Annotated in this window: 21 protein-coding genes; 5 read left to right on the top strand and 16 right to left on the bottom strand. The window is 46.4% G+C overall.

Annotation, left to right across the window (positions count from 1 at the left end):
• Nucleotides 1–96: 96 nt before the first annotated feature.
• Genes R7Q39_RS07455 through gspC form a run of 12 tightly spaced genes read right to left on the bottom strand, consistent with a single transcriptional unit; the run spans nucleotide 97 to nucleotide 11,405 of the window.
• Nucleotides 97–858, bottom strand: a complete 762-nt coding sequence (locus R7Q39_RS07455; protein WP_318075970.1) for a type II secretion system protein N — start codon at nucleotides 856–858, stop codon at nucleotides 97–99.
• 1 nt (nucleotide 859) lies between these two features.
• On the bottom strand, nucleotides 860–1,351 hold the full coding sequence (locus R7Q39_RS07460) for a type II secretion system protein M (RefSeq protein WP_047103746.1): 492 nt from the start codon (nucleotides 1,349–1,351) through the stop codon (nucleotides 860–862).
• Nucleotides 1,352–1,358: 7 nt separating this feature from the next.
• Nucleotides 1,359–2,561, bottom strand: coding sequence for a type II secretion system protein GspL (gene gspL, locus R7Q39_RS07465; protein ID WP_053303405.1), 1,203 nt, complete (start codon nucleotides 2,559–2,561; stop codon nucleotides 1,359–1,361).
• Nucleotides 2,530–3,540, bottom strand: coding sequence for a type II secretion system minor pseudopilin GspK (gene gspK, locus R7Q39_RS07470; protein WP_005382999.1), 1,011 nt, complete (start codon nucleotides 3,538–3,540; stop codon nucleotides 2,530–2,532). Before gspK ends, gspL begins: the two co-directional genes overlap by 32 nt.
• Nucleotides 3,533–4,210, bottom strand: a complete 678-nt coding sequence (gspJ, locus tag R7Q39_RS07475) for a type II secretion system minor pseudopilin GspJ (protein WP_132936677.1) — start codon at nucleotides 4,208–4,210, stop codon at nucleotides 3,533–3,535. The genes gspK and gspJ overlap by 8 nt, the downstream gene beginning before the upstream one ends.
• Nucleotides 4,197–4,586 carry a type II secretion system minor pseudopilin GspI gene (gene gspI / locus R7Q39_RS07480; RefSeq protein WP_017635009.1) on the bottom strand — a complete coding sequence of 130 codons (390 nt, stop codon included), beginning with the start codon at nucleotides 4,584–4,586 and terminating at the stop codon, nucleotides 4,197–4,199. The genes gspJ and gspI overlap by 14 nt, the downstream gene beginning before the upstream one ends.
• Nucleotides 4,573–5,172, bottom strand: coding sequence for a prepilin-type N-terminal cleavage/methylation domain-containing protein (locus R7Q39_RS07485; protein WP_017635010.1), 600 nt, complete (start codon nucleotides 5,170–5,172; stop codon nucleotides 4,573–4,575). The genes gspI and R7Q39_RS07485 overlap by 14 nt, the downstream gene beginning before the upstream one ends.
• A gap of 29 nt (nucleotides 5,173–5,201) precedes the next feature.
• Nucleotides 5,202–5,645, bottom strand: a complete 444-nt coding sequence (gspG, locus tag R7Q39_RS07490; protein WP_005379298.1) for a type II secretion system major pseudopilin GspG — start codon at nucleotides 5,643–5,645, stop codon at nucleotides 5,202–5,204.
• A 59-nt stretch (nucleotides 5,646–5,704) separates the two neighbouring features.
• Nucleotides 5,705–6,922, bottom strand: coding sequence for a type II secretion system inner membrane protein GspF (gene gspF, locus R7Q39_RS07495; RefSeq protein WP_005379297.1), 1,218 nt, complete (start codon nucleotides 6,920–6,922; stop codon nucleotides 5,705–5,707).
• Complete coding sequence (gene gspE / locus R7Q39_RS07500) at nucleotides 6,922–8,424, bottom strand: type II secretion system ATPase GspE (RefSeq protein WP_005379296.1); 1,503 nt, start codon at nucleotides 8,422–8,424, stop codon at nucleotides 6,922–6,924. Before gspE ends, gspF begins: the two co-directional genes overlap by 1 nt.
• Nucleotides 8,424–10,442 carry a type II secretion system secretin GspD gene (gene gspD, locus R7Q39_RS07505; protein ID WP_005379295.1) on the bottom strand — a complete coding sequence of 673 codons (2,019 nt, stop codon included), beginning with the start codon at nucleotides 10,440–10,442 and terminating at the stop codon, nucleotides 8,424–8,426. The genes gspE and gspD overlap by 1 nt, the downstream gene beginning before the upstream one ends.
• A 36-nt stretch (nucleotides 10,443–10,478) precedes the next feature.
• The gene (gspC, locus tag R7Q39_RS07510; protein WP_213899387.1) at nucleotides 10,479–11,405 is read right to left on the bottom strand and encodes a type II secretion system protein GspC; all 927 of its coding nucleotides are present in this window, start codon (nucleotides 11,403–11,405) and stop codon (nucleotides 10,479–10,481) included.
• A gap of 253 nt (nucleotides 11,406–11,658) precedes the next feature.
• Between gspC and hslR the strand changes: the two genes are divergently transcribed.
• The 4 genes from hslR to R7Q39_RS07530 all read left to right on the top strand — a co-directional run bounded on the left by hslR (nucleotide 11,659) and on the right by R7Q39_RS07530 (nucleotide 17,225).
• Nucleotides 11,659–12,045, top strand: coding sequence for a ribosome-associated heat shock protein Hsp15 (gene hslR / locus R7Q39_RS07515; protein ID WP_005379292.1), 387 nt, complete (start codon nucleotides 11,659–11,661; stop codon nucleotides 12,043–12,045).
• A gap of 31 nt (nucleotides 12,046–12,076) precedes the next feature.
• Complete coding sequence (gene hslO / locus R7Q39_RS07520) at nucleotides 12,077–12,952, top strand: Hsp33 family molecular chaperone HslO (RefSeq protein WP_031780788.1); 876 nt, start codon at nucleotides 12,077–12,079, stop codon at nucleotides 12,950–12,952.
• Between the two features lie 336 nt (nucleotides 12,953–13,288).
• Nucleotides 13,289–14,917, top strand: coding sequence for a phosphoenolpyruvate carboxykinase (ATP) (pckA, locus tag R7Q39_RS07525; protein ID WP_017820689.1), 1,629 nt, complete (start codon nucleotides 13,289–13,291; stop codon nucleotides 14,915–14,917).
• Nucleotides 14,918–15,107: 190 nt separating this feature from the next.
• Nucleotides 15,108–17,225, top strand: coding sequence for an AsmA family protein (locus R7Q39_RS07530; RefSeq protein WP_318075971.1), 2,118 nt, complete (start codon nucleotides 15,108–15,110; stop codon nucleotides 17,223–17,225).
• On the opposite strand, the gene R7Q39_RS07535 is transcribed toward R7Q39_RS07530, so the two are convergent.
• The 3 genes from R7Q39_RS07535 to R7Q39_RS07545 form a co-directional block, all read right to left on the bottom strand.
• On the bottom strand, nucleotides 17,211–18,128 hold the full coding sequence (locus tag R7Q39_RS07535; RefSeq protein WP_005379283.1) for a bifunctional GNAT family N-acetyltransferase/hotdog fold thioesterase: 918 nt from the start codon (nucleotides 18,126–18,128) through the stop codon (nucleotides 17,211–17,213). The two genes, R7Q39_RS07530 and R7Q39_RS07535, sit on opposite strands and share 15 nt — an antisense overlap.
• Nucleotides 18,129–18,234: 106 nt before the next feature.
• Nucleotides 18,235–18,669 carry a D-aminoacyl-tRNA deacylase gene (dtd, locus tag R7Q39_RS07540; protein WP_267922946.1) on the bottom strand — a complete coding sequence of 145 codons (435 nt, stop codon included), beginning with the start codon at nucleotides 18,667–18,669 and terminating at the stop codon, nucleotides 18,235–18,237.
• Nucleotides 18,641–19,585 (bottom strand): virulence factor BrkB family protein, encoded by a 945-nt coding sequence (locus R7Q39_RS07545; RefSeq protein WP_033905908.1) that lies wholly within the window; start codon nucleotides 19,583–19,585, stop codon nucleotides 18,641–18,643. The genes dtd and R7Q39_RS07545 overlap by 29 nt, the downstream gene beginning before the upstream one ends.
• A 34-nt stretch (nucleotides 19,586–19,619) precedes the next feature.
• On the opposite strand from R7Q39_RS07545, the gene R7Q39_RS07550 reads away from it, so the two are divergent.
• Nucleotides 19,620–20,261, top strand: a complete 642-nt coding sequence (locus tag R7Q39_RS07550; protein ID WP_005382972.1) for a DUF2959 domain-containing protein — start codon at nucleotides 19,620–19,622, stop codon at nucleotides 20,259–20,261.
• Between the two features lie 31 nt (nucleotides 20,262–20,292).
• On the opposite strand, the gene R7Q39_RS07555 is transcribed toward R7Q39_RS07550, so the two are convergent.
• Nucleotides 20,293–20,835 carry an AAA family ATPase gene (locus tag R7Q39_RS07555; protein WP_065275007.1) on the bottom strand — a complete coding sequence of 181 codons (543 nt, stop codon included), beginning with the start codon at nucleotides 20,833–20,835 and terminating at the stop codon, nucleotides 20,293–20,295.
• Between the last annotated feature and the right edge of the window lie 9 nt (nucleotides 20,836–20,844).

Below are 20,844 nucleotides of genomic sequence, written 5' to 3' on the forward strand. Positions count from 1 at the left end.
GTACAGCGAATAGAGGTTTTAGCTTACAATGATCCAAAAGCAAAAAGAGCTGCACAATAGCAGCTCTTTTAAGATATTGGATTTTGTCACGATAGGTTAGAAGCGCCCTTGGTAGTTAAACTCATATTGACCTTGAGCATTCGGCTTACCCAACCATTTCAGTTGCTCCCCCATGCTGGATGGGAACTCTGCACCAGGTTTGAACCACGCTTTGGTTGAGTACCGTTGATTAGGCATCAGTTCAGCGGAAAACGCCGCAGAGACTTGTTTGCTGCTCTGCTCACCAGTTGCCGTCAATGCACTATCCTGACAGTTTATATCGGCAATCACAGGACCGAGATCTAAGCTGCCAACGGGGCTTTGAATACCACTGGCATTCCATACTAAAGTGCCTTCACCGTTCTTACACCAAGGCGCAGCATAAGTCGCATGACGAATATTCAGCTCAAGCTGCCCATCAACACCAACAGGCACAGGGAGGCGCGCTTGCTCAACAACTTTTACCGCCGGAATCGAGGCAACTAAGTTATTGGCATAAGGGCCATCACTTAAGCTATAGCCGACAAAACCGCGCCCACGGACGTCTATTTCACTACCACGACCAAAGCGCACAGCAAACTCAGCTTTACCTGTCAGTAGACTCGACCATTGGAAATCCCAATTAACTTCTCCAAGGTTCTGGCGCTGCCAACGAATACTAGAAGCTTGACCTTGCCATACCGAACCGTTGGTTCCTTGAATGTCCAGGCCTCTCACTGTTGGTGCTTGTTGTAACACCCAAGAGACTGGTAATCCCATTAAAAGACTGACTGAAAAAAAGACGATAAAGATAACAACGTAAAGTACTGCTCGCTTCACCTTAACCTCGCTTAAACTGAAGGCGGTTTACATCGATCATGCCCGCTTGCTCTGTTCGGTCGATATCTAAAAATTCGACTTCAATACCCTGTTGCTCTTTCAAGTAACGTAACCAATCCACTAGTTGATTAAACGCGAGTGGTTTGATCCACACTTGAACGCTCTCATTACGAGGTTGTACTCGAATCAACTCAACTTTATAACGACGAGCTGAAGAAGAAACCAACTGATTCAACGGTTGACTAGAGTAGCTCACACCGCTGCTTTTTCGCAGTGCAGTGATGCCATCCGCTTTATCTTGTACCCAAGCTAGCAACTGCTTTTCACTTTGAATACGTGACTGAGCTAGCTCCGCACTTTGACTCATTGGTTGTAATAAACCCCAATAAATAATACCGATAACGGCAATAGCGCCACATCCCATGACCAAACGCTGCTCACGCTGCGAGATGCTGCTCCACCAAACCTGAGCTTGAGAAATTAAATTTTTCATCATCACCTCACAAACGCTTCAAAACAAAGCTGCCAACCACAACGTTATCGCTACGGTTCAACTGACCTTGCTCAACATTAAACTTCTCTGCCAATTTCACACGAGCCTGCTCAAAAGGTTGGAAGTCTGAACTACGAGCCTGAATACGTACTTCGCCACGTTGTCCGTCGTATTTAAAGCTAGTGATCTCCAAGTCGCTGACCTGACCAAGCGTCGCGGGTAATGCCGCCAACCATGACAACATTGCCTGCTGACCACCTCCACCAGATAAGCGGCGCTCTTCATCATCCATTTGTCGTTTGAGGTAACTAACGGTAGGAATGCGTCTTTTATTTGGGAACACTTGGCGGAAAATACGCTCACTCTCCTCACGATACGCTTGAGCTTGTGCTTCGTACTTGTGGACCACGAGCAACTGCTGCGCAACCATGACAACGATAAGCACCCCCGCAGCAATGGTGGCTTTTTGCCAGAGCTTCCAGTATTTACCCCAAGAAGATTTCGGCTTGAAGATCCCAGTCAGCAAATTGACTTTGCTTTCTGTCACCCCCTTCGCCAGTAAAGCCATCGTCATTTCTTCTGGTTGCGGCTCCCATATTTCAGGTAACGCAGATTCCGGGACCGAGCTATAGCAATCGAGCTTCCAACCTTCATGATTTTGTAGATAAGAAGAGAGGTAAAGGTCTAACCAAGAAGCGTCGACAACCGCGCCCTCTGTCACAGAGTGACGAATTAGCCATTGCTCGCCAATCATTGCAGCACTGCTGTGATCTCCACGAACCGGTAACGCAAGCACATCGGGTAAAATGCGTTTAATGGCGATACCTTGGCTTGAGAAACGTTGCAGTACAGTCTGAATCCAAGCACGTTCAACTGCGCAAATCTGCGCTTTATCCGCTTGTTTACCCAACACGCTAAAGTGCAGGCCATCAACGTCCTGAGCAACTTCGTCTTCCACTAAGTACGGTAACATCGCCTCGAATTGGCGTGTTGCACCAGGCGGTATATCCACTTGCGTCAGGACCACATCATTACTCGCCAACAGCGCCACAACTTGGCGCTGACCAGCATATGAGACCAATTCATCTAAGTGTTCCCACCCGGCGATTTCACCGCTAGCAATCACTTCCTGTTGATCTGTCGACCACACCACCCAAGGAATGGTACTTTGTTGTTCGCTACTCAGCCGAACGGTCAGAAACTCGCTCACTGATCCCTCCAAAACGACGGCGAACTACGGTCACCGTTTCTCTATTTGTACTTTGCAAAAGGCTTCGGATACGTACACGTGATTCATCCACCAACACTTGTGCATCCAATTCAAAAAAGGCGCTATCCACACCCAAATAGCCTTTGGCGTTTTTCTTTACATCTTCACTTAAGCCAGCCATTTCTGACTCTGCTAAAAATTCATCAATGCTATCCCACCCATCAAATGGGCGTTTTTCAATTAGCTGAATCGCATCACTACTGCTTAAGTTTGGTGAGAACATTGCCACCAAAATCGGAGTTTGCTCAACATCAATCGTATTCACGTTTAAACGCCAGTCATCACTTGGCAATGCACAGACCAACGGCTCCAATTTTTGGAAAATTTCACCACTCACCTGATAGACAGCCCGTAACTCGGAAGCATCTGCCATCCAACCATTTGATGCCAAATAGGAAGGTTTCATCGCTTCATATGTGCTGTCTTCAACCCCAGTAGTCGAACGGACAGAGTCATCAGCATCAATGTATTCCCAAGTAGAGTCTGCAATGATTTCTGCTTGATATGGCTCGACATCCAACTCTTCTAATAGGCGCTGCAATACATTCACTAAATATGGTCTTGTAATTTGCTGACCCGTTGGTTGCACACGACTCAATACATTTAGATTAAAGCACGCTTGCTTGTCTCTAATTCGTCCCGCCGCTTGACCATAATCTAACGGATAGACTTGCTCTTTTATCGCCCACGGTTGACTCATATTAATCGTGTCGGTGTCTTTATAACTTTGTTCGATACCCACTTTTGCTAGCGCCTCGACGCCAAGGCTGTACCAGTACGCTTGCTGGTAATTGATTTGATTAGCGCCTCGCTGAAACTGTAAGAACAAACGTTCCGACATGCTGGCGGCAACCGTCGCCATAATCGCCAGCAACATCAACACTATAATCAAAGCAACACCGCGCTGACGGTTAACCATTATTGCTGTCTCCTGAACTTTCCTCTTTCTGACTCAATGTGCCATCAGGAGTGAGATAAGTGCGGGCAATTTCTCCATAGTCTTTGAGAGTGAGAACAACAGAAACCGCTTTCGGCAGCGCTTTTTCTTCAGCCCACTCTTTTTTCCATTGCTTACCATCATAGAAACGCATATCAAATGACTCGACCTGCGTTAGCAATGGAGTAACAGTACCTTGTTGCCCAACCGGCGTATCAGGATAGCGCCACCATACTCGCTGCAGTGTTTCTTCTTTTAAGCGATAGCCAACCTTGGTTACTTCTCCACGAGGGAACTGCTGCTGAGGATTGTGCCAACCTAAACGGGCAAACATCAGCCCTTTAGTATCGGAGTCCAACAGGTAATCGGACCAAAAAATTAGCCGGCTAGCAGGCTCTTCACCATTAGTACGTGTTTGACGCATCGCCATTTGACGAAAATCGTTATCCATCATAACCATGGCACGCTGAATTTCGTTTAAGCGTTGGGTTCGTTCTTGTGATAGCGCATTGCTACGCTGTACTTGCGATACCACTTGGTACGCTGCGACACTTAAACTGGCAAAGATGGCAATCGATACCAACACTTCAATAAGTGTAAAACCTTTTACCCTTTGGCGCGTGTTTGCGCGGAGATGATTATTGCGCCACATAGCTTCGTACCGTTACTACAGGGCTCGCGCTTTTCTCTACCGAGACGCTCACATCAAATGCTTTCAGCAATGGCTGCGTCGTGGCGACTGGCGTGACTTTCCAGAACCAAGTGCGTCCTGCCAGCTCTTCTGTGCCGTTTTTCGCTTTGAGTTCTCCGGTATTCAACATCACATTTGCCATCTGATTATCCACAACCATGGCTGCAAACATTTTTTCTTCTAGATAACTGATTGTATTAATATGCTGGCTCACAGAGCGAATGACACTGATGGCAGCGGTAGCGAAAATTGCCAGTGCGACCAATACTTCCAGTAAGGTCATGCCTCTCGTCCGGCGATGACTCAAATTTGGGCGAGCTTGCTTAAAATTGCGCATTCTCATCCTCTTTCACTTCTTCGCCCGGAGCTAATAACAAAATTTGTCCACTTTCTTTGCCAATGACTCGCCAACCGTCATTAAAGGCATCACCATTTTGCGGAAAAAAAGACAGGGTAAATGGCGTGACTTCGGCGCTGGAAAAGATAAACACTTGCGGTGGCTCAATTTTCTTTTCGTCCTCTTCTTCTGCGAACATGTCTTCATCAAAAAGAGAACCTGGTTTGAATAAGCGCTCATCATTATCCCAAGCACCACCTCCGAGCTCGAGTTGTAGCGTAATATCTTCTTCTAGCTTGGTTTTGCTCGGAATCTGCTTTAATTTCAGAGGCTGCCAACCTTCTGAGGTTAAACTCAGTAGAGCGTAGGTCGATTTGGCATCATCCACTCGAACGCCAAAATCTTTACCGCTCAGCACCGCTTCTTCATTGAGCAGCTGTAAACGCTGAAAAAAGCTTTGAGCATACTGTTTGGAAAGATCTTTTTGGCTAGTCGGTAACGTCGAGATCACGGCCACAGCCGTAAGAGATAGCAAAACCAGCACCAATAGAATTTCTATCAATGTAAAACCGTTATGTTTTCGCATTTGTTTCATTAGTGCTGGCTTAGGCTCAATTATTGGAAGTCTTGCATGTTCCAGTTGCCAATATCTGCAGCTGGACCTTCTCCACCCTCTTGGCCATCTGCGCCTAGAGTGAAGATATCGATTGTACCGTTATCACCTGGGCTTAAGTATTGGTACTGGTTGCCCCAAGGGTCATTAGGAAGACGTTTGATGTAACCACCATCACGGTAGTTGCGTGGCTCTGGGTTAGATGGCTTGCTAACCAATGCTTCTAGACCTTGGTCCGTTGTTGGGTAAACGCTGTTGTCCAACTTGTACATATCTAAGGCATTTTCCAACGCGACAATGTCCGTAATCGCTTTTTGTTGGTCTGCCTTCTCTTTGTTACCCAATAGGTTTGGAACAACAAAACTTGCCAAAATACCCAGGATAACTACAACAACCATCACTTCTAAAAGTGTAAAACCCTGTTGTTTACTACGCTTAAACTTCATTTTTTTCTCCGAAAGTTAGATTAAAGCCATGCCGTTAGTAGACACGTCTTAATTCGAAATTATCCGCTCATCAAGTTATTCATTTCTAGCATTGGCATCAAGGTCGCCATCACAATGAACAACACTAATCCAGCCATTAATGCAATCAGCGCAGGAGTAAACACACCCAGAGCAATATTGACTGTTGATTCAAAGTTTTGATCTTGGTTATCGGCTGCCCGCGTCAACATGCTCTCTAATTCACCACTTTGCTCACCACTGGCGATCATGTGTAGCATCATTGGTGGAAACAAGCGAGTTTGGTCCAACGCCTTACGCAAACTAGCGCCCTCTCGGACGTTATCCGCTGCAAGCAAGACTTGCTGCTTCACATAACGGTTAGACATAACATCTACCGCAACGCGCATACCCTCGAGAATTGGAATCGCACTGGAAGTACAGATCGAAAGTGTTCGTGCGAATCGTGCGGTATTCAAACCTCGAGAGATCTTACCTATTAGCGGTAAGCTCAAGATTTTTCTGTCCCAAGCTAAGCGAAAGTCTGGCTTTTGCAACGCCAGTTTGAGGCCATAGAAAAGCGCCACCAGCACAACGAAAATAATCAGCCCCCAATCTTGCACAAACTCACTGGCTGCCAGTAAAAATTGCGTCGATTGAGGTAACTCTTGGCCCATCTGAATGATGGGTTCAATGATTTTAGGAACCACTGTCGCCAATAAGAACGAAACGATGACAACCGCGAATACCACCAAAACTACAGGATAAATCATGGCTTGAAGCAATTTAGATCGCATCTTTTGGCGGTTTTCGACATAGTCTGCCAAACGCTCTAATACGGTATCGAGGTGACCTGATTTTTCGCCCGCCGCAACCATAGAGCGGTACAGTTCATCAAACACGTGTGGGTAATCGGCAAAACTGTCGGCGAGCGGATAACCCTCGGTTACTTTCGAGCGAACCGCAGCCAACATAGAACGAATCCTCGGCTTTTCAGCCTGCTCAGAGACCGCACGCAAACACTCTTCCAAAGGCATACCTGATTGGACTAGCGTAGACAATTGCCGTGTGATGAGTGCCAGCTCAGATGTTGAGACGCCGCGCTTAAAGCTGACTGAACCTGAAGACTTAGCCGATTTAGCTTTCGTCTCAACCACTTCAATCGGGATCATCCCTTGCTCTTTGAGTCGCTGGCGCACTTGTCGGGCGTTGTCCCCTTCTATCGTGCCTTTTTTATGCTTGCCTTTTGCATCTAGCGCTTTGTACTCAAATGCCGCCATTAGGTTTCCTTCGTCACTCGCATCACTTCTTCAAGTGACGTAATGCCACGACGCACTTTGCTTAAACCATCGCTGCGAATACTTGGCGTATGGGCGCGAACGGCTCTCTCAATTTCTTGCTCACCAGACTCTCGGTGAATCAACTCTTGTACTTGCTCATCAACCATAATGAGCTCGTGGATACCTGTTCGACCTCGGTAGCCTTTTTGGTTACACGCTTCACAGCCTTTTGCTCGGTGCAGTTCTAACGGTTCATGCGCTTCCATACCAAACAGTTTTTTCTGTTCCGCATCGGCTTCATACGGCTCTTTACAGCTTGGACAAAGCGTTCGAACTAAGCGCTGCGCTAGCACCCCTAATAACGAAGAAGAAATAAGGAATGGCTCAATACCCATATCACGTAGACGCGTAATCGCACCCACTGCGGTGTTGGTGTGGAGAGTAGACATTACCAAGTGACCCGTTAAGGACGCTTGCACTGCAATTTGTGCGGTTTCTAAGTCACGGATCTCACCGACCATCACCACATCCGGGTCCTGACGCAGAATGGCACGCAAACCACGCGCAAAAGTCATGTCAACCTTTGGGTTCACCTGAGTTTGACCGATGCCATCAATATCAAATTCGATCGGGTCTTCAACCGTTAAAATGTTGCGTTCGTTGCTATTGATCTCTTGCAAGCCAGCGTACAAGGTGGTTGATTTACCAGAACCTGTCGGGCCCGTCACCAAGATGATACCGTGAGGGCGGCCAATCAAGTGACGGAAGTTGTCATGCACTGAAGGTGTCATGCCCAAACTATGTAAATCAAGACGAGTCGCGTTTTTATCCAACAAACGCATTACCACGCGCTCACCATGTGAGGACGGCATCGTAGATACACGCACGTCCACCGCACGACCACCGATACGCAACGAAATACGGCCATCTTGAGGCACACGCTTTTCTGCGATATCTAGTTTAGCCATAACCTTCACACGAGAAACTAGCAAAGGCGCTAACTTACGACTTGGGGTCAGAACTTCACGCAATACGCCATCGACACGGAAACGAATCGAAAGGGTTTTCTCGAACGTCTCAATATGAATATCCGACGCACCTTCTTTGATCGCTTCGCCCAACATGGCGTTGATCAATTTGATGATTGGCGCATCGTCTTCCGATTCTAATAAGTCTTCATCGTGCGGCAGTTCTTCAGCCAAAGAGAAGAAATCATCGCTATCAGCACCAATATCTTCCATCAACTGACGCGCTTCAGACGAGTCGCGTTGATATGCTTCGGTCAGCTTTTTATCAAAGGCTTCTTTATCGATAGGTTGCGGTACGAAGCTTTTCTTTAATACACGACGGACTTCAACCAGAGCCGCAGGGTTAAGCGGCTCGACATAGTAAAGAATAGGTGGACGCTCAGGATGCTCTGTCTCCAGCACCAGTTTAAAGCGGTTGGCAAAACTGAATGGCAGACGACGCATACTTGGCGCTGTGTCTAACATATCAACCATTAGTTGTTTTCCATTTGATCAATAAACGCTTGAATCTCTGTTGGGTGCTGACGCTCCTGGCCAAAGGCTGGCATAACCGGGATCTTCTCGTCTGCCATCAACTTCAACCCTTGATCCGCTTTATAAAGCTGTTCTGCGCGAATAAAGTTGTATTTACGCTGCGTAATACCGTCAGCCGTCACACCATCGCGAATAATCGTCGGCTTGATGAACACCATCAAGTTACGTTTTTCTGTTTGCGTGCTAGTTGACTTGAACAGGTGACCCAGTACCGGAATGTCACCCAATAGCGGCACTTTAGACTCACTTTCAAGTGCGCGTTCATCGACCAAACCACCAAGAACCAACATCTGACCATCTTGGATCATGACAGAGGTGTTTAACTGTCGTTTAGCAAAGCGAACGTCAACCGCACCGTTTGCGCCTAATACGTTGGAAACTTCTTGTTCAATGTTTAACTGTACAGAGTCACCTTCGTTAATTTGTGGCACTACTTTGAGTTTGATACCGACTTCTTTACGGTCAACCGTTTGGAATGGGTTGTCGTTGTTTGAGCCAGCCGTAGAGCCCGTAATAACCGGAACCTCTTCACCCACAATAAATGATGCTTCGCCATTATCCATTACGGTAATACTCGGAGAAGATAGAATGTTTGAGTTGGAGTCAGAAGCAACAGCACTAATTAGCGCTGTCCAGTCACCCATGACAATACTCATTGCCGCACCATTTACTCCGCTAAGCGCTGACGCTAGCGTAGAGTAGTCACCTGATTCAGTAACATCATATGGCGTTCGTTCGCCATTAGAGTTGGTATAGTATTCAGTGCGGGTTTGATCTTTTGCTTCTTCTAAACCAACCATCACCTGACCAATCGGGGCTCCTGAGTTACCGTACTGAATTACAGCACCCGTTTCTAATGAACCCCACTGAACACCTAGGTTAATACCATCACCTTCAGACATTTCGACAATTAACGCTTCAATAAGAACCTGAGCACGACGAATATCGAGTTGAGAAATGACGTCTTGTAATGCCATCATAATATCTGGTGGCGCTGTTAAAACTAACGAGTTAGTTGCAGCGTGAGCAGCAATGACGACCTCACCACGCGATGCACCTGATGTTTTCTGACCAGCTTGCTTTTCAGCTTGCAGGTTATCGGAAACACCTTTCAATACATCCACCAAGTCTTCAGCTTTCGCATTTTTCAGGTACACAACTCGGTTGTTACCTTTTGTCGCCATTTCAACATCAAGTTGACGAATCAAACGTTTCAAGCGGGCTCTTACTTTTGGATCACCAGAAATTAAAATCGCGTTAGTACGTTCATCGGCCACAATTTTAGGTTCAAGGAACTCTGGCGTGCTTTTCTGATTCGCACTTTTATTCAGTGCTTCGACAATGCGTACCATTTCAGCAGCAGATGCATTACGCAGCTCCACCAATTCAATTTCTTTATCACCGGCTTGGTCAACACGCTTGATGATCTCTGCTAAGCGATTCACTACTGCCGCACGACCAGTAATCAAGATAATATTCGCTGGATCATAATGAACCACGTTACCGGCACCGGCATTATCAATCAGTTGACGAAGTAGAGGAGACAACTCTCGAACCGACACATTACGCACCGCGACAACTCGAGTGATAACACTATCGCCTTGCGCGCTGCCATCACCTAACACAGGGATTGCTGAGGTTTTTGAGTCTTTTGCTTTGATAACCTTAAGTACCCCATTGTCCATTTCTACGACTGCGTAACCGTATACTTCAAGGACATTAAGGAAAAAGCTGTAGTATTGCTCTTCGTTAAGAACGTCATAGCTGCGGACATCGATTTTACCGCGTACTGAAGGATCAACAATGATGGTCTTTTCGAGGTTACGACCAACTATGTTGATGAATTCTTGAATATCAGTGCCTTTAAAGCTCGCACTAAATTCGTTTGCCATTGCACCTGGTACGCAGAGTAAACTTCCTGCTAGTAGCCAAGCACTTTTGCTGAACCAATGTTTCACGTATGTCTCCCTGAACTTACGCCGGTTGCCTAAGTCTTACAATTGGATATAGATATCGTACTGTTGGCCGTCTCGCTCAACAGTTAAATTTAATTCTTGCGGATCGCTCATCACTTGCATCAGTTGTACTGAAGAAGACGGGTCACTTAAATCGATCCCGTTCAGTTGAACCGCAATATCGCCAGGTTGTAGCCCTACATCATTAAATAATGCGGCATCACGACCAGGTGATACTCGATAACCAACAATGTCTCCGTCTTTTTTGACGGGTGAAATGGTGATGTATTTAAAAACGCTTTGTGGATCTTTCGCAATTTCCTCGCGGATTTGCTCTAATTTCTCTCCAACGTCAGACGTCGCTGCTTCTGCTCGCTGAGCTTGCGCCCTAGCTACCTGCGGCGATTCAGATAGCTTCTTATATTCTATACCTTCCATCATTAAGGTCTCGTCTCGACCTTGGTTATCAATGATGACGCGATCCACCAATACCGCTTTTAGTGTCGCACGTGTCCCTTCGATTTCTTCACCCAAACCGTACGTAGCTTGCTTACCTCGGTTAGCAATAACAGCAAGGCTGGTGTTGGCATCACTACTTGCAACCGCACCGACCAGCGTAAGGTTAAGGCGCGTCTTAGGGGCGTCTTTAACAATAGGCAGTTCTACAACCGCCGCTTTTTGCTCAGTGTATTTACCGAATAGGTTGGCATTCTGAAGGGCATTAAAATCTATCGCGTCGCCTTTATTGCTCGCAGCAACGCTACTCGCCGATGGACGCCATTGCGGCACTTCCGACGATTGAGGTATGGCTAACCACACAATTTTGCCAAGTATCCATCCGGTTATCGCAATAAACAGACAGGTAAGCAACAAGCTAAGTTTGGCTTGAATGGTATAATGATTGGACTTGATCTGAGCCAGTAGCGGTCTGCTTGATAATCCTGCACTTAGCTCTAAACGTTTCACTGAATGGATTCCTTTATTCTAACGTCCGTCATTTAAGCTATAACGATAGCTATCGACTTTAAATTGCTAAATTTGCAATAAAATTATTACTCAACAAAGAGCAGTGAACTATATCACAAGTTGTCTTTCATACCTTTTTCTTATGCAGTTTTTGCCAACTCCCTTGAAAAAAATACGCCTTGACTCCATCTGTAGGTGAATAATCCATCACTCATTGCCGTATTCGGGCAGTGATTAGATAGCGTAGTGTTCTATGAGTTCCCTAAATGAAGCCGTTAGGCTAGATAAATGGCTATGGGCCGCAAGATTTTACAAAACCCGCTCCATCGCGCGTAACATGGTCGATGGCGGTAAAGTCCACTATAATGGCCAACGAAGCAAGCCGAGTAAAATCGTTGAAGTGGGCGCTGAAGTCAGACTTCGTCAAGGCAACGAAGAAAAAATCGTGATCATCGAACAAATCTCAGATCAACGCCGAGGCGCTCCCATCGCACAAACCTTATATCGCGAAACCAATGAGAGTATCGCGAAACGTGAGGAACACGCGACTCAACGTAAGCTTAATGCCCACAACCCAAGTCCGGAACGCCGCCCAGATAAAAAGCAGCGCCGAGACATCATTAAGTTCAAACACCAATAAAAGCCGGAATTACCAACGAGGAAAGCACTCCATGGCAAATAATGTTTTAAACCGCTACCTATTCGAAGATCTTTCAGTACGTGGCGAGTTGGTACAATTGGATGAAGCGTACCAACGTGTTATCTCCAGCAAGGAATATCCGGCAGCAATAGAGAAACTGCTGGGTGAGCTACTCGTTTCAACTACTCTTTTAACTGCCACTCTTAAGTTCGAAGGTTCGATCACCATCCAGCTACAAGGCGACGGTCCTGTGTCTCTTGCCGTTATCAACGGTGACCATAACCAACGTGTTCGTGGCGTAGCTCGCTGGGAAGGCGATATTGCCGATGACGCAAACATTCACGATCTAATGGGTAAGGGCTACCTTGTGATCACCATCGAACCGAAAAACGGCGAGCGTTACCAAGGCGTCGTTGGATTAGAAGGTGACACTTTAGCAGAAGTGCTAGAAGGCTACTTTGCAAACTCAGAGCAGTTAAAAACGCGCCTATGGATCCGCACTGGTGAGCATGAAGGCAAAGCACACGCAGCAGGTATGTTGATTCAAGTGATCCCTGACGGCACTGGCTCTCCAGATGATTTCGAACATCTAGAGCAGCTCACTGACACAGTAAAAGATGAAGAATTGTTTGGTTTAGAAGCGAACGAGTTATTGTATCGACTATATAACCAAGACAAAGTACGTCTGTACGAGCCGCAACCTGTCGAGTTCCATTGTGGCTGTTCTCGTGAGCGTAGCGGTGCAGCAATAATCACCGTTGAGAAAGCTGAAATTTATGACATTTTGGCAGAAGTTGGATCAGTTTCTTTACATTGTGATTACTGTGGCACAACTTATACGTTCGACGAATCTGAAGTCACTGAACTGTATGCACAAGCTTCTACGGACAAGAAAACCCTGCATTAATTTACATAGCTTATCAAGCACGTAATTTACCCTACAAAAGGCCAGCTTAATGCTGGCCTTTTTGTGATCAACCCCTCGTAATAACTAGCCTCAAGCGTAATAAAACAACTGCTTAATTTTAAACAATTAATAATGATTTTGCCCTAGCGCAAAGGATTGCGTGCACGATAGACTATTCCCACCAATATGTGACGGGTTACCTAAAACCTTATTGAAATCATGGGTAAATTTTGAGCTATCTCCCTGTTTTCTCCCCGCCCCGTTGCTAGCATGGTGAGCAGATTAAAATTAAAACATTCTTACAAAATCCCTACAAAATCCTTATAAGGAGCACCTATGACCGTTATGGAACATACTAAGGCTGCAACACTTGATCTAACCAAGCACGGACTGCATAACGTAAAAGAGGTTATTCGCAACCCAAGCTACGAAATGTTGTTTGAGGAAGAAACGCGTGAAGACCTAACCGGTTATGAGCGCGGCGTGGTTACTGAACTAGGTGCGGTTGCCGTTGACACTGGCATCTTTACTGGTCGCTCACCAAAAGATAAATACATCGTCAAAGACGCTACGACAGAAGAACATATGTGGTGGACGTCTGATCAAGTGAAAAATGATAACAAGCCAATCACTCCTGAAGTGTGGGACGAGCTAAAAGAACTGGTCACAAACCAGCTTTCTAACAAACGCTTGTTTGTTGTTGACGGTTACTGTGGTGCAAACCCAGATACACGTTTGAGCATTCGTGTTATCACAGAAGTCGCATGGCAAGCGCACTTCGTTAAAAACATGTTTATTCGCCCGACGGAAGAAGAGTTAGCGACATTTGAACCAGACTTCGTAGTAATGAATGGCGCAAAATGCACTAATCCAAAATGGGAAGAGCAAGGCCTGAACTCAGAAAACTTCACCGTATTTAACCTAACTGAGCGCATGCAACTTATCGGTGGTACTTGGTACGGTGGTGAAATGAAGAAAGGTATGTTCGCGATGATGAACTACTTCCTTCCACTAAAAGACATCGCATCAATGCACTGTAGCGCTAACATGGGCAAAGATGGCGATGTAGCGGTATTCTTCGGTCTATCTGGTACGGGTAAAACGACCCTGTCGACTGATCCTAAACGTGCGCTAATTGGTGATGATGAGCACGGCTGGGATGATGACGGTGTCTTCAACTTCGAAGGTGGTTGTTACGCAAAAACCATCAAACTTTCGAAAGAAGCGGAGCCGGACATCTACAACGCAATTCGTCGTGATGCACTGCTAGAAAACGTAACAGTACGTGGCGATGGCTCTATCGACTTTGATGATGGTTCGAAAACAGAAAACACACGTGTTTCTTACCCTATCTACCATATCGATAATATCGTTAAGCCAGTATCAAAAGGCGGTCACGCAAATAAAGTGATCTTCCTATCAGCCGATGCATTTGGCGTACTGCCTCCAGTATCTAAATTGACACCTGAGCAAACTAAGTACCACTTCCTGTCTGGCTTTACCGCCAAACTAGCGGGAACAGAGCGCGGTATTACTGAGCCAACACCAACTTTCTCTGCTTGTTTCGGCGCGGCGTTCCTAACGCTTCACCCAACTAAATACGCAGAAGTACTGGTTAAACGCATGGAAGCAGCAGGCGCTGAGGCTTACCTAGTGAACACAGGTTGGAACGGCACTGGCAAACGTATCTCGATTCAAGATACGCGCGGAATTATTGATGCGATTCTTGATGGTTCGATTGAAGATGCACCAACTAAGCACATTCCTATCTTCAATCTTGAAGTACCGACTTCACTACCAGGTGTGGATCCTAGCATTCTAGACCCTCGCGACACGTACGTTGACCCACTTCAGTGGGAAAGCAAAGCGAAAGATTTAGCAGCGCGCTTTATCAATAACTTTGATAAATACACAGACAACGCTGAAGGTAAATCCCTGGTTGCGGCTGGTCCTCAGATTGATTAAATCGAGTAACAGCGACGTCGCGTAAACGCAGTGAAAAGTTGGCATTAACTTATCACCTTTACGTAGGCCAAGTTACAAAAATTGCTTCAAGCCCCTCTTTTGAGGGGCTTTTTATTGAATACCACAGAAAATTGATACAAGCTAAAGCCTATCTAGTTTTATTTCATAACACACGTAGGTTCTAGCAAAGATGAAAACAGCGCGTCGAGTTCTACTTCTGTTACTGGTTATCTTAGTTGCCATTCCAGCCGCTACGATTGCGCTGCTAACAACATCTTACGCGGACGCAACCTGGCGCTTGCTGTCAAACACCTTTTCTCTTCCTTTCCGGGCCGAAAGCGTGCGTTATGGCTTTCCCTATCACCTAACTTTACAACGCGTGAACACCAGCGGAGACGATGCGTCTTACATCGAGCAAGTCGATTTATGGATGAATCCCGATGTTTATCGCGATGGTAAATGGATCGTTGATAGTTTATTGATTGATGGTATGAGCTTGCAGTATGGTGCACCAAAGCTCCCACCTTTAGATAACGTTTTATTCCATCAAATCGCGCTCAAAAATATTGATTACGCCGACGAGCAGTTCTCTGCCAATGGCATTGACCTTCAAATTCAATCACCACAATGGAATGGTCAATTAATACCATATGGCGAAGTTCAACTTGCAGCTGACCAACTCTATTGGAATGGCGAAGCCTTTAATCAAGTCTTAGTCGATATAGACTACAAACCGCAAGACAGTACGCTTTATGGCACCTCTTTTAACTGGCGTCACAGTCAAATATCTGGGCAAGGGGAGCAGTATCCTCAAGGTTGGTCTTTAGTAAATGTGACCATCAACAAGCTGAAACTGAGTAATACGCAGCGCCAATCACTGCTTGCAAAACCTTGGCACGATCTACCATTTAACATTAATCATATTAATAGCTTAGATTTGCTTAACGTCGATATTGAATGGGGCGACTGGCACTGGCAGAACTTGGATCTTTCTGTGGAAAACGCCACACTGCCACTGTCTCTCTGGAAGACAAAAGCTCAAGTGTCATTGCAGGCGGATAGCGTTCGATTCCAGCAGCAAACCGCAATAGAGCCACGTTTGAGTGCCGCTATCGAGCCAGGAGTAATCCAGCTCAACGAGCTCAGTTTAGATTGGCAGCAAGGTCGAGTGCAAGTTTCTGGATTGTTCACGCCAACACAATGGAAGCTCAAAGAAGCCTCTATTCAAGGCCTCAAGTGGGCAACACAGCCAGAAGACAACCTAAATTGGTGGCACGCCGCCACCAGCGAGTTAGAGCATGTTGCAATCGAACGACTCGACATTGAGCGCAGCCAAATTATCCAGCTATCTCACGAACCTTATTGGCAACTTTCCGGTTTAAATATCGAAGGACAACAGCTTGATATTAAACAGTCGGCTCAACGTTGGGGCCTTTGGCAAGGCGAATTGGAAGTCAGCGTTGTCAACGCCAGCTATGACCAAATACTCACGTCTCACGCAGCACTTGCCATGCAAAGCAAAGATGGCTTTTGGCAATTGACTCGCCTTTTTGCGCCACTCGAGCAAGGCTACGTAGAAGGCATCGGACAGATAGATTTGAGTACCCCGAGCCAACCTTGGGCGCTCAACGTCAATGCTGATGGTATTCCCTTATCGCTCTTCCACGATTATTTTTTACCCGACACACTGGCTATTGATGGTTTTTCCGATCTCAGCCTCGATCTACAAGGGTTGTCAGGTGATCGCAACATGCTGGCCTACAGCTTGTCGGGTGAAGTGGAAGCCAACCTCCGAGATACCCGCTTGAAGTCCCAAGCGGATCATTCGCTCAAAGCCATTACCTTAAGTCCACTGCGTTTAAGCGCGCAACGAGGGGAAGTTGCCATAAAGCCGGTCACCATCTCAGGAAAAGCCATAAGTGGTAAGGTTTGGGGAACATTTGATATGGCCAACAACCCGCTAAGTGGCATTACTTATCAATTGGAAGAGTCGTGCGGAAACATTGAAGGCGATCTACTAAGTGGTGAAACCCACCGTAATGAGTGCGTGAACGCATCAAAACTGGCCGAGCCTACTGATATTGAGACTCCACTGAAAAATGAGCCTTCCATCGAGCAACCTATCGTGATTGATAACATCCATTTGGAGACTCAAGAGGAAGAGCTTTACGAAGAAGTTATCGAAGAAGATGAAGTACCCGACACGAATTCCGCAGCAGAACAAACCCTCTCACCGACAGAGCAAGAAGGTGAAACAGATAAGCGCCCAGCAGATCAGTCGGCGCTTACCCCATCAGCAACTGAGTAACTGCGAGTAGTTCGGTATCAACATATAGGTACCGACAAAATCCACAGCTGGCGTGTCACCACTATAAATCACTACGTGAATAACGATGCGTGCTTTGCGTCCCGACTCCAATCGGTCTAGGTCACCACTGATCCCATCCAACGAAGTACTCGCCACGGGGTTTTGTTCGACTGGTTGACGATAACGAATCGAGCTGTCGGCCAACACAATATCACCGTGCAGCCCACGCTCTTTAAGCAGCAGCCACGTCATCCCCCACCCTGTCAGGGTTGCTAAGGTAAAAGCTGACCCGGCGAACATGGTGTTATGCGGATTAAGGTTAGGATTAAGCTGCGCACAGCATTCAAACTGGTAACCCGTGTACTGGTTAATTTTGATCCCCATTTTGTCGCTAATTGGGATTTGTTGCTCCCAGCGCTGTTGAAGCTCAGTACACCATTCAGGGCGACGTAACACATTAGCCATCGGATCCAGTTGCTTCACCATTTGCTGATGGCGCACAGGGCCACGCTCATCGGTCAGCTCACCTCGACGCTCAAAGCCATTTTTTTCATAAAAGGCGATGGCATCTTCACGGGCATTACACACCAAGCGTTTCGCTCCTTCTTGGCGCGCTAACGACTCTAGTGCAACCAAAACCAGCGAACCCATCCCTTTGCTACGGCGATTATTTTTAACCGCCATATAGCGGATCTGGCCATCATTGTCTGGCGTAATGTATAAACGGCCAATCGCCATAGGACGACCTCGACCATCAACAATCATGCGGTGATGGCTCATTTCGTCGTATTCATCGCGCTCAGAGCCGATCGGCATACGCCATGGCTCACGAAGCAGTTGCCAGCGAAACTGATAATACTTGTTTATCTGATTATCGGTTTTGGGAGTAATGAGTTTGAACATATCAATCCTTTGAAAGCACAACACTAATCAGTGTCGGAAAAATTACTCCAAGCCAATTCCATGAGCTTGGAGTTAAAGCTTAGACTATGGCGCCTGTGTTACCAGATTAGACCTGCAACCAAAACGTCACTGGACCGTCATTCACCAAAGACACTTTCATATCGGCAGCGAAGCGGCCACGCTGTGTGGGTAAGACTTCTTCACACAAGTCAGAAAAGTAATCATACAAGCGCTCTGCATCAACAGGATGCGCACCGCGAGAAAAGCCAGCTCGCGTGCCTTTTTTTGTATCCGCAGGCAGCGTAAATTGAGAAACCACCAGCACTTTACCTTCCACCTGTTTAACGTTTAGGTTCATCTTGCCTTCGTCATCTTCGAACACACGGTAGGTTGTAACACGCTCCATTAAACGCTTTGCTTTAGCTTCATCGTCGTCCCTCTCTACGCCCAATAAGACCAGCAGACCACGATCAATTTCTCCTACGACTTCACCATCCACACGGACGGCTGCTTCACTGACTCGTTGAATTAGCGCTATCACTACTCTCGCTTCCTTCATCTGTTAACTGAGATTCAGCGGTCGAGTGTATCATGTCTAAATCTTCACTCCAGTGCTCTCGCTCACCAAGCGCAGCCGTAACTTCCGCCCCCAATAACACGATCATCCAGCATAAATACACCCAAACAAATAAGATAGGAATCGCCGCTAACGCGCCGTAGATGAGCTGATAAGACGGAAACTGAGTGATGTAGAGTGCAAAGCCTTTTTTACTCAACTCGAACAGTATCGCGGCGACTGCTGCCCCCATGGCACCATGAGCGAGGTGTACTTTTTTATTCGGCACTAGAATATACAAGCCAAGAAAAGCAAAAAAGGACAGCAACAACGGTAGCCAACGCAGAAATAAATTAAACGCACCAGATAATGTCTCATTCTCTAAAATTTGCAGCGAAGTCACGTACGACGTCGCCGCAATACTCGCACCGACCATGATCGGCCCTAACGTGAGTACCATCCAATACATAGAGAATGAAAAGACTAAACGGCGCTTGTCTTTAACTCGCCAAATGTAGTTTAAGTTCTTATCAATGTTGGAAATCAGCATGACCGCTGCGATGAATAAAAACCCACCGCCAACCGCGCTCATTTTGCCCGTATTCGCCACAAATTCCTGTAATGCCGTATGTACAGCTTCTCCAGAAGCCGGCACAAAATTCTCAATAATGTAGCCTTGCAGCACCTCACCAACGTTCGCAAAAACGGGAAATTTCGACAATATTGATAACAATACCGTCAGCATTGGCACAATAGACAACAAGGTAATGTAGGCAAGATAGCCCGCGTTCACATTCACACGGTCATGCGTTAATCGCTTAAGAAGGTACGTAAAAAACGCGACGCAACTTGGCAGTAGATTGATTAATCTCGCCTTGTAACTCTCTGATAACTGGTTCATAGTTCATCCCATAATTAGCGCCGAGGACATAAGAATGCCTTATTTATTAGCAATTGTACTATCAATTTTCACTTTAACAGGGTGTCAATCTGCTTATTACTCAGCAATGGAGCAGGTTGGGTATCATAAACGAGATATTATGGTCGACCGCGTCGAAGATGCCAAAGAATCTCAACAAGATGCACAAGAAGAATTCACCAGTGCACTTGAAGCCTTATCTGCGATCACCAACTTTGATGGTGGTGAGCTAGAAAATGTCTACAACAACATCAATGACAAATACGAAGATAGCGAAAAAGCGGCTCAAGACGTACGTGACCGTATTGCTGCGATTGAAGACGTATCCGGCGCACTGTTTGATGAGTGGCAAGATGAGCTAGAGCTGTACTCGAGTGCGAAACTGCGTCGTTCAAGCGAGCAAAAGCTACGTGAAACCAAAGCCTCGTACAAAACCATGCTTAGCGCTATGAAGCGTGCAGAGAAAAAGATGACACCGGTACTGGACACGCTGCGTGACAACACGTTGTACTTAAAACACAACCTTAACGCCAGTGCGATTGGTTCTTTGCAAGGTGAGTTCTCTAGCTTAGAGAAGGACATTCAGTTTGCGATCAAACAAATGAACGAAGCGATTGCAGAGTCCGATAAATTCCTACAAAAGCTCAATCAAAAGTAAATGATTCAGACCTCCTCCTAGCGAGGAGGTTTTAGTCGGCGACCTTACCGAGTAAACCGATGACTCTTCGAACAAAGCCTACCCTCTCTGGCACAGTTCCCCATGGCACTTCTACCACTTCATAACCCAACTCAGTATAGACACTCACTAACGACTGATGAATCTCCAATGCTTCTTCAAAGCTGTGCGGACGCACTTCATCTTGTACGTAAATGGATGCTTCAGGTCGACAAGTAAACACCTGACTATGGTACCCAGCGCTTTCGGTTAAGAAAGCTTGGTCAACCTTACAGCCGCCCACTTGTAGGTATGCAATGATGTCGGGGATGGCGCGATCAACAAACGCAACATCATGACAACGCGCATCACTCTTTTGTTTGTCCATCAACCCAAGGCATAACTTGGCAAACTCAGGTAAATTCGTCCACGGCAAAATACCATTTTCTAACTGGCTTTGCTGCTCAATCAAGTCGCGAGACCCTTCAGGAAACGTGGCGTAACCACACGCGTCTAGCGCATTCAGCAGTGTTGTTTTTCCCGCACCAGGCCCACCGGTGATAATAATCGGGTTCATATTCAACTC

The organism is Vibrio sp. 947, from assembly GCF_033339115.1.
Classification (GTDB): domain Bacteria; phylum Pseudomonadota; class Gammaproteobacteria; order Enterobacterales; family Vibrionaceae; genus Vibrio; species Vibrio alginolyticus.

Bases quoted from the DNA above. Each gene is read 5' to 3' on its own strand.
- R7Q39_RS07460 (WP_047103746.1), bottom strand. From the start codon at position 1,351: ATGAAAAATTTAATTTCTCAAGCTCAGGTTTGGTGGAGCAGCATCTCG.
- gspK (WP_005382999.1), bottom strand. From the start codon at position 3,540: ATGGTTAACCGTCAGCGCGGTGTTGCTTTGATTATAGTGTTGATGTTG.
- gspJ (WP_132936677.1), bottom strand. From the start codon at position 4,210: ATGTGGCGCAATAATCATCTCCGCGCAAACACGCGCCAAAGGGTAAAA.
- gspI (WP_017635009.1), bottom strand. From the start codon at position 4,586: ATGCGCAATTTTAAGCAAGCTCGCCCAAATTTGAGTCATCGCCGGACG.
- R7Q39_RS07485 (WP_017635010.1), bottom strand. From the start codon at position 5,172: ATGCGAAAACATAACGGTTTTACATTGATAGAAATTCTATTGGTGCTG.
- gspG (WP_005379298.1), bottom strand. From the start codon at position 5,645: ATGAAGTTTAAGCGTAGTAAACAACAGGGTTTTACACTTTTAGAAGTG.
- gspF (WP_005379297.1), bottom strand. From the start codon at position 6,922: ATGGCGGCATTTGAGTACAAAGCGCTAGATGCAAAAGGCAAGCATAAA.
- gspE (WP_005379296.1), bottom strand. From the start codon at position 8,424: ATGGTTGATATGTTAGACACAGCGCCAAGTATGCGTCGTCTGCCATTC.
- hslR (WP_005379292.1), top strand. From the start codon at position 11,659: ATGAGTTCCCTAAATGAAGCCGTTAGGCTAGATAAATGGCTATGGGCC.
- hslO (WP_031780788.1), top strand. From the start codon at position 12,077: ATGGCAAATAATGTTTTAAACCGCTACCTATTCGAAGATCTTTCAGTA.
- pckA (WP_017820689.1), top strand. From the start codon at position 13,289: ATGACCGTTATGGAACATACTAAGGCTGCAACACTTGATCTAACCAAG.
- R7Q39_RS07530 (WP_318075971.1), top strand. From the start codon at position 15,108: ATGAAAACAGCGCGTCGAGTTCTACTTCTGTTACTGGTTATCTTAGTT.
- R7Q39_RS07535 (WP_005379283.1), bottom strand. From the start codon at position 18,128: ATGTTCAAACTCATTACTCCCAAAACCGATAATCAGATAAACAAGTAT.
- R7Q39_RS07545 (WP_033905908.1), bottom strand. From the start codon at position 19,585: ATGAACCAGTTATCAGAGAGTTACAAGGCGAGATTAATCAATCTACTG.
- R7Q39_RS07550 (WP_005382972.1), top strand. From the start codon at position 19,620: ATGCCTTATTTATTAGCAATTGTACTATCAATTTTCACTTTAACAGGG.
- R7Q39_RS07555 (WP_065275007.1), bottom strand. From the start codon at position 20,835: ATGAACCCGATTATTATCACCGGTGGGCCTGGTGCGGGAAAAACAACA.